Raw genomic sequence first — 9,038 nt, forward strand, 5'->3', positions numbered from 1 at the left:
ATGGGAATGCATATTGGGGATAAACAGTTTGATAAACGTCGTGATGAAGGATTACATGATGGTTTTATGCGTCAAGCTGTTCGTTCTGCACAAACCCGCTTACAAACGAATCGTTCTAAAGCTGCAGATGCTTTAGGTGGTTGGGAGTCATGGCGTGAATTAGGGGAAGAGATTCGGACACATACGTTAGAAAATATTGATTATTATTTAGAGCAATTAAGTGATGAAGTAGCAAAACGTGGTGGTCATGTATTTTTTGCCCAAACGAAGGAAGAGGCAAATGAATATATTCAAAATATTGCGAAGGAAAAAGAAGCAAAGTATATCGCCAAATCGAAATCGATGGTAACCGAAGAGATTGGGCTGAATGATGCATTAGAGCAAATTGGTTGTGAAGTCGTAGAAACAGACTTAGGAGAGTATATTTTGCAAATAGATGACCATGATCCACCGTCACATATCGTGGCACCAGCACTTCATAAAAATAAAGCACAGATTCGTGATGTGTTTAAAGAAAAATTAGGTTATGAACATACAGAAAAACCAGAAGAATTAACACTTTTTGCTCGTGAAACATTACGTGAAAAATTTTTACAGGCAGATATTGGGATTACAGGTTGTAACTTTGCAGTTGCTGAATCTGGTTCATTTGCTTTAGTGACGAACGAGGGAAATGCACGAATGGTAACGACATTACCGAAAACACAAGTGACTGTAATGGGAATGGAACGAATCGTACCAACGTGGGAAGATTTGGATATTATGGTTAGTCTTTTAACAAGAGCATCTGTCGGACAGAAGTTAACGAGCTATGTAACGGGATTAACCGGGCCAAAGTTAGAAGGAGAAGCTGATGGACCAGAGGAATTTCACTTAGTAATTGTAGATAATGGCCGTTCAGATATTTTAGGGACTGAATTTCAGTCGATTTTACATTGTATTCGTTGTGCAGCATGTATTAATGTTTGCCCAGTATATCGTCATATTGGAGGACATGCGTATGGATCGATTTATCCTGGACCGGTAGGAGCTGTACTTACACCGTTATTGGGAGGATATGACGATTATGAGGAATTGCCGTTTGCTTCCTCTTTATGTGGCGCATGTACAGAAGTATGTCCTGTAAAAATTCCATTGCATGAACATTTAATTTCTCATCGTCGACATATAATAGAAGAGGATAAACGGGGAACTTTTTCAGAAAATCTAATGATGAAAGGTTTCGGAACACTTGCTAAATCTTCAGGAAAATTCAATACGGCGACAAAATTTGCATCTACAGGGGCGAAACCATTTGTGAGGGATGGGATGATTGAAAAAGGACCAGGCCCTTTAAAAGATTGGACGATCAATCGTGATATGATGCCCCCACAAAAACAACGATTTAGAGATTGGTATAAGAAGCGGGAGGGATAAGTATGAAAACAAATACAGGTGAAGATTTAATTCAACGTAGAGAAAGTTTTTTGAATGAGTTAAGTAAGAAACTTGGCCGTGAGCGAAAGAAAGAAATAACCCGACCAGCTTGGAAAGTGAGTCCTCAATTAGATGTGTTAAAAAATGTATCACAAGATGAGTTAACATCTGTGTTGGAAGAACAATGTGATGCAATCCATACGAAGTTTGTGAAGACGACAAAAGCGGATTTATCCAATACGATTTTAGACACAATAAAATTGTATGAAGCATCTTCGGTTATTACTTGGAAAGATGAGCGCTTTGCTTCATTTGATCTTGATAGTTCTTTAACAGATTGGGATCATGCAGGGATAGTGGAATATCATGTATGGAATTCTGAAAATAGGGATGAAAGTGTTGCGATTGCAGAACGTGCGGATGTAGGTTTAACATTTAGTGATATAACACTTGCGGAATCGGCAACAGTCGTTTTATTTAGTGACAAAGGTAAAGGAAGGTCTGTTAGTTTACTTCCGAAAACACATATTGTTATTATTCCGAAAAGTACCATCGTCCCAAGAATGACACAAGCAACGAAATGGATACATGAAAAAGTAGCGAATGGTGAAACGATAGCATCATGTATAAATTTCATTAGTGGACCGAGTAATAGTGCAGATATAGAAATGAATTTAGTTGTAGGGGTGCATGGACCTTTACATGCGGCATATATTGTAGTGGATGATGCGTGATGTAGTCGAAATAGAGGAAGTGTAAAGTTGATTGTAGCTGAAAGACGATTAAAAATAATTAGTTATGTAAATATGTATAAAAAAATTCGCATTTCTGATTTAAGTAGGCTATGTGCTGTTTCAGAGGAAACTATAAGGCGTGATTTAAAGAATTTAGAAGAAGAGAACTATATAATTAGAAAGCGTGGTTGTGCTATAAGTATAGAGGAAGATAATTCCTTATTATCTACACCATCATTCGAATTAAATGAACAAAATAGATATTTACAACTCGCATTGAAAGCAATTCAATTAATAAGAGAAAATGATAAGGTTGTTTTAGATAATAGCAAGGAAGCATACTATGTTGCAAAATATCTACCAAATATAACATTAACTGTTATTACTAATTCGCTCAAAGTAATTTTGTTGCTTTCAGAAAAAAATAAAATTACAACTATGTCAGTAGGTGGAGAATTACAAAAGGATACTTTGACTTATACCAGAGTGTTATCGAAAGATATCTTTAATAAACTCTATTTTGATAAAGCCTTCATTGCTTGTGAAGGATTGGATATTAAAAAGGGAATTACCGTTAACTGTATTCATGAAGCTGAATTTAAAAAGAAAATAATTCAAAATGTAAACAAGGTATATATATTACTTCAATCTAATAAAACAAATAAAAAGGTATCAAATAAAATAAGTAATGTTACAGACATACACGGTGTTATTACAAGTAATGATATGAATAAAATTATCGAGAAGTCCTTGAAAAATTTAAAAATTAATTTGATTTATAGTCAATAAAAAACTAGCTATTTGTTATAACAAATAGCTAGTTTTTTTATGAAATCTTTATAAGTCTAAAAGATTAGGTAAAAACAAGCTTATTGAAGGGATATAAGTTACTAGAGCTAAAACAACAATAATTGCAATGTAAAATGGAAGTAAAGGCTTAATGACTTGTTCTATTTTTACATTTGCTATGCTTGCACCAACGAATAAACCTGTACCAACAGGGGGTGTGATCGTTCCAATACTTAAGTTTAGAATGAAGAATGCTCCAAAATGAATCGGATCCATTCCAATCTCTGTTGCAATAGGTAAAAATATAGGTGTGAAGATTAATATTGCCGGGCCAATATCCATTACTGTACCAACTAATAGTAAAATAATGTTAATAACAAGTAATATAATAATTGGATTATCTGAAATACTTAAAACAAGATTACTTAATGCTGTTGGCATTCCTGTAAGTGCCATTGTAAACGTCATTAAAGCAGATGTTGCAATTAAGAACATAATAACTCCAGTTAATTCTATTGTTTGAATAAATACCTTTGGTAAATCTTTTATTTTTAGTGTTTTATAATACACTAAAGCTAAAAACAATGAATAAACTACTGCGATTGCAGAGGATTCTATTGCTGTGAATACTCCAGATAAAATACCTCCAATTATAATAATTACTAATAATAAACTTGGAATAGCATCGATGATAATTTTTAATGGCTTTACTGAATGATCTTTAGTAACTGTAGGATAATTTCTTTGTTTAGCAATAAAATATGAAACAACCATTATTGCGATAGCCCATAATAAACCTATTACCAATCCGCTCATAAACAAGGCGGAAATAGATGTACCACCACTAATTAATGAATAAATAATAAAGGCAGTACTGGGTGGAATAAGCATTCCAGTAGGTGCAGATGCTATATTCACTGCTGCTGCAAATTTTCGATCATACCCTTGTTTAATTTGTGAAGGGACCATTACCCCACCTATAGCAGTTGATGCTGCAATTGCAGAGCTTGAAATAGATCCGAAAAGACTATTACCAATAATATTTGTATGTGCCAAAGAACCAGGTATTCTTCCGCCAAATAATTTTGCTAAATTGATTAATTTTTCGGCTATACCCCCATGATTCATAATAACACCAGATAACATGAAAAATGGTACAGCTACTAAAGAAAAACTATCTATACTTGTTACTAATTTCTGTGCTGATGTAAACACCGCTATGTCAATAGGGAGAACGAGTAAGACAGTAAGAATAGAAGCCGTTGCAACACTTATTGCAATAGGAATTCCAACTGCGAGTAAGGTCGCAAATACAACGATTAATATAATACTTGCTTTTAAAATCATTTCACTCTACCCCATTTCATCAATAGAATTTATTGTTCGTTTATCTTGAAAAATATTAATAATATTAATAATGCTATATATAATAATGAGCAATCCACTTACTGGAAGAGCTAAATAAACATATCCCATCGGTAAATTTAAAGATGGAGAAATTTGTTCCATTGTTAATGAAACCGCTTTTAAACCACCAAATATTAAAATAATGATTGCAAAAATTAAAAATGAAAATTGTATAAATGCATCAATTATTTTTCTTTTTTGTGAACTTAATGAGTCGCTAAATAATGTGATTGAAATATGGCTTTTCTTTCCAACAACGTACGCCGCTGCAAGCATAGATAACCAAATTAAACTAAACCGAATAAACTCTTCTGAGGTTGTACTAGGGTTCTTTAAAATATACCTACTAATTACTTGCCAAGTTGTAATTATTATCATAAAGCTAAATAAAAAAATTGTAATAAATTCAACAATTTTATCTAAATAATATTTTATTTTGTTCAAAACAAATCCCTCTCTTTATTCATCAGAGTTATCTCTAATTTGATAATATAAATCTTTAAACATCGGATCTTCACTAAATTGTTTATGAATTGGTTGAACTGCTTCACGAAATGGTTCTTTATCTACTTCGTTAAATTTTACATTATGTTTTTCTATTGCGATTTCTTTTTCATCTTCAACAGCTTGATGCCATAATTTTATTTGATATTCAGTAGATTCCTGTGCAGCTTCTATGATTGCTTGTTGGTGCTCTTGTGATAAGTTACTATAAATATCATCATTAATGACAATGATATCTGGTACTCTTGTATGTTCATCATATGAATAGTATTTTGTTACTTCTCCATGTCCTGCTGTATCTAATACAAACTCATTGTTTTCCGCGCCATCCAGTATCCCTTGTTGTAAGGATGTATATACTTCATCACTACCAATTGGGGTAGGTGAGCCTCCTAACAATTTAATCATTTGAATTGCTATATCACTTTGCATTACTCTTATTTTCATACCTTTTAAATCATCTGGGGAATGAACTGGTTTATTTTTCATATAAAAATTTCTTGCTCCAGAATCATAATAAGTTAGTCCACGTAATCCAATATCAAGTGTAGACTCATATATTTCGGTCATAATACTCTCATTTTCCATTGTTTGGTAAAAATGTTTTTCACTATCAAATAAATATGGAATTCCAAAAATGGAATATATGTTAGAAAAACTCTCTAAAGCTGCACCACTAACTTTTGTAATGCTAATTGCCCCAGTCTGTGTTAATTCTATTAATTCTCTTTCACCACCTAATTGTCCATCGGGATAGTATTCTACAATAACTTCTCCATTTGTTTTTTCTTCTACTAATTCTCCAAATTTTTTCATTGATTCAACAACTGGAGGACTATTACTTGCATATCCAAATCTAAGGACTTCCTTATCATTACTACTATTACATCCAACTAATATAACGGTTAATGAAATCATAAAAAGAAAAAGTATTGTTTTCGTTCTCATAAAAAGGCTCCTTTCCAACGATTAAACTGAAAACGCTTACTATATTTTACACAAAGATAAAGAAAAAGTCAAAAAAATAAAGAAAATCAAAATAATACAAAGATTAATAATTTAAATAAAAAAGAGAAATGGAGTAAAAGTTATATAAATTATACTTTACAACATTTCTCCTTTATTTAGAGGTACTAACTAATATTATTTGAATCAAATAATGTCCAATTATCATAGCAATGTGTTAATTGCTGATCTAAATTTTTAACATAGGTTAATTTATTTATTGAATCATAGACGATATTATTTTTATCAAATAATCGTATAATTGGATTCTTTTGGTGCATTAAATATATTGCTTTCACATGTGCGTAACTTGCTTTAATCCCGCACGGTATAAAACCTTTATTCATGATAGCTTTTATACAAATATCTAATTTTGCTAAATGATTTAATTCTGGATCAGCATAAGTTATTTTTGATCCGTCAGTCATTGAAGCGATGATTGCATTATTTGATAAATCATTTGTATATGTTATAGTAGCTTTCTCACATTCTATTTCAAAAGTTGGGGCACTCTCTTGTTGCGTAGCATGTGAAGCAAAGAAAAATAACTCGGACTCTTTATTAGTAATTATTTTCACACTACACGTATCAAATGATTCTATATTGTTTGCTCTATACAGGAAACTATAAACTTCTTTAATGGTTGCACTATCTTCTATTTGTTCACCGCATAAATACAATAAATTGTGTAAGAAATGTGCAGTTGCGTTATTCGCAACACTATCTAAAATTAATTGGCCATTAGGATGGGTAAGCATTCCAGCCCAAGATGAACGTGTAAAATACTCATGTGTTCTAGGCCATAGTGTAATACTCTTTGCACGTTTGACTTTTCCGAACTTCCCAGCAATTAAATCAGATTTTAAATTTAAGATAGAGCTAGTAAATGACCAATTAAAACCAACTGCCATAAATTTACCAGTTTTCTTTTCTACATCCATTAATTTATTAACGTCATGAATATTAGCGCATAGAGGTTTTTCACACAGAACATTACTACCATTTTCCATAGCAATAATTGCTTGATCTGTGTGTAAATGAATAGGTGTAGCGATAATAGTCAAATCACAATAATTTTTCTGAAAAAAATCCCCTAAATTTGAATAAATTGGAATGTTACGTCTTATAAGTTCGTTATAAAACTTAGAGTTTTCAGGAAAAATATCAATAATGGCTTTCAAGTTTATATATTGATTTTCTAATAGGTTATGTAAATATATTTCGCCATATCCTGCTGCACCAACTAATATTGTATCGACCTTCGTTTTCATATTAATTCCCCTTTTAATAAAATATTAATTGTTTGTATCATACATATTAAAAGATTGATTTTCAATGATATAACACAAAAAATTTTGTTTTTTATTTATATTTCTTTGATTATGTTGACTTTGTTAGTTTGATAATTTAAGATGATATTTATGCTTACTAGAAGATAAAAATAATCTTGAGGTGTTTTTAATGCATGAAAATAATAGACATTATTATCCACGTAAACGTGAAAAAGTAAAGATAGATGGATTTTTCTCTTTTAGTGTTATTGGTTTAGAGCATGATCATGTTTATGTAATGATTGAGGAATTAATAAATGCTGGTGCAAATTTCCATTCCGTTTACGATACAGGTATAAGTAACATAGAGAAGATAAAAAAATTATATCCTAGTGTATTAGTATGCCAACATTCAGAAGAAATTTATAACTTTTCTGAAACAAGTTTAATTATTGGTGCTACTATTCCTAAAAAACGGTTTAATATAGGAATCAAAGCTTTAGAAAGTGGAAAGCATTTCCTGTCACCAAAACCAGGGTTTGTTCATCTAAAAGAAATAGAAAAAGCAGAATCATTAAGTAAAAATAAGGGTTTAAACTGGGGAATATTTTATAATGAAAGATTGTATTCAGAGAGTGCTATTTTTGCGAAAGATCTACTTGAACAGGATGCGATAGGCGATGTTCTTCAAATGATAGGAACTGGTCCACATCGAATAAATTTAAATAGTAGACCTGATTGGTTTTTTGATAAACAAGAATTTGGTGGCATTATTTGTGATATCGGTGTACATCAAATTGAACAGTTTCTTTATTATACAAATGAAAACTCAGCACAACTTATGAAAAGCACAGTGGCTAATTATACTCTTAAAAATCATCCCAACTTTGAGGATTTTGGTGATGCACAATTCATAACAGAAACCGGTAGAAGTTTGTATTTCAGAGTCGATTGGTTAACACCTGCAGGGTTATCCACATGGGGGGATGGCCGAATTGTATTATTAGGAACAAGAGGTTATATAGAATTACGTAAATATATTGATGTGGCAAGAAATAAAGTTACAGACAATGTGTATTTAGTAAACGAATATGGTGAAACTTACTTTAATGTCGCTGGGAAAATTGGTTTAAACTTTTTTGCGGAATTTATAAATGATTGTTTACATAAAACAGATTTTTCATTTAATCAAACTCGTACATTTGAAGCCGCGAGACTTGCAATTCTTGCTCAACAAAATTCATTGAAAATAAGTTAGAAAGAAGTGTAAATGTTGTATACAAGTAGCTTGATAAAATCATATAGTCTTTTTATGCTCAGTTTAATTGTTATGGGATTAGGGATAAGTTTGGTGACCTTAGCATATCTTGGGACAACTCCGATCACTAGTCCTCCTTTTACAGCTAGTTTTTCGGTTCCAATCAGTTTTGGAATGCTAACAATGCTAATGAATTTTATATTTGTACTTATTCAAATTATACTTTTAGGTAAAGAGTTTAAAAGGGAACAGTATTTACAATTATTGGTTGGTCCAGTCTTAGGGGTTGCAATAGATGGATGGTCATTAATTATATCTCTTTATTTAACAGAGAATTATCTAGTTAAATTAGGAATGGTAATTCTAGGTTGTATTATTATCGCATTAAGTACTATTATTCAATTGAAGGCAAATGTTGTAAACAATCCTGCAGAAGGTATAGTGAAGGCAATAGCGTATAAAACAAACAAAGAATTTGGTGACATAAAACTTTATTTTGATATTACATTAGTTATAATTGCATTAATAATTTCATATGTAACATTAGGAGAAATACAGGGAGTAAGAGAGGGAACCATAATATCAGCCATAATTATAGGTCCTATGATTCGCAAATTTCAACAAGTATTTTTATAACAAAAAGACTACTATTTT

General features: G+C 31.5%; 9 protein-coding genes. 5 read left to right on the forward strand and 4 right to left on the reverse strand.

What is annotated here, in order from left to right; all coding sequences use genetic code 11:
- From WKT09_RS11295 to WKT09_RS11305, 3 genes are read left to right on the forward strand one after another with little or no spacing between them, the layout of a single operon-like run.
- Entirely contained in the window at positions 1-1,416 is a 1,416-nt protein-coding gene (locus tag WKT09_RS11295) for a LutB/LldF family L-lactate oxidation iron-sulfur protein (RefSeq protein WP_340416113.1), read from the forward strand.
- Between the two features lie 2 nt (positions 1,417-1,418).
- Complete coding sequence (locus WKT09_RS11300) at positions 1,419-2,150, forward strand: LutC/YkgG family protein (RefSeq protein WP_340416114.1); 732 nt, start codon at positions 1,419-1,421, stop codon at positions 2,148-2,150.
- Between the two features lie 27 nt (positions 2,151-2,177).
- Entirely contained in the window at positions 2,178-2,939 is a 762-nt protein-coding gene (locus WKT09_RS11305; protein WP_340416115.1) for a DeoR/GlpR family DNA-binding transcription regulator, read from the forward strand.
- Between the two features lie 48 nt (positions 2,940-2,987).
- Here the strand turns inward: WKT09_RS11305 and WKT09_RS11310 are convergent, their stop codons facing one another.
- The 4 genes from WKT09_RS11310 to WKT09_RS11325 all read right to left on the reverse strand — a co-directional run bounded on the left by WKT09_RS11310 (position 2,988) and on the right by WKT09_RS11325 (position 7,126).
- Positions 2,988-4,286, reverse strand: a complete 1,299-nt coding sequence (locus tag WKT09_RS11310; protein WP_340416116.1) for a TRAP transporter large permease — start codon at positions 4,284-4,286, stop codon at positions 2,988-2,990.
- 6 nt (positions 4,287-4,292) lie between these two features.
- Entirely contained in the window at positions 4,293-4,790 is a 498-nt protein-coding gene (locus WKT09_RS11315) for a TRAP transporter small permease (RefSeq protein ID WP_340416117.1), read from the reverse strand.
- A 15-nt stretch (positions 4,791-4,805) separates the two neighbouring features.
- A complete protein-coding gene (locus WKT09_RS11320) occupies positions 4,806-5,798 on the reverse strand; it encodes a TRAP transporter substrate-binding protein (RefSeq protein ID WP_340416118.1) in 993 nt (330 codons plus the stop codon).
- Between the two features lie 185 nt (positions 5,799-5,983).
- On the reverse strand, positions 5,984-7,126 hold the full coding sequence (locus WKT09_RS11325; RefSeq protein ID WP_340416119.1) for a Gfo/Idh/MocA family protein: 1,143 nt from the start codon (positions 7,124-7,126) through the stop codon (positions 5,984-5,986).
- Positions 7,127-7,316: 190 nt separating this feature from the next.
- On the opposite strand from WKT09_RS11325, the gene WKT09_RS11330 reads away from it, so the two are divergent.
- Positions 7,317-8,384: a Gfo/Idh/MocA family protein gene (locus tag WKT09_RS11330; protein ID WP_340416120.1), complete on the forward strand. Its 1,068-nt coding sequence runs from the start codon at positions 7,317-7,319 to the stop codon at positions 8,382-8,384.
- A 15-nt stretch (positions 8,385-8,399) separates the two neighbouring features.
- Complete coding sequence (locus tag WKT09_RS11335; RefSeq protein WP_340416121.1) at positions 8,400-9,020, forward strand: YczE/YyaS/YitT family protein; 621 nt, start codon at positions 8,400-8,402, stop codon at positions 9,018-9,020.
- Positions 9,021-9,038: the final 18 nt, after the last annotated feature.

Origin of the sequence: Pseudogracilibacillus sp. ICA-222130 (genome assembly GCF_037892545.1) — a bacterium.
Classification (GTDB): Bacteria; Bacillota; Bacilli; order Bacillales; family Amphibacillaceae; genus Pseudogracilibacillus.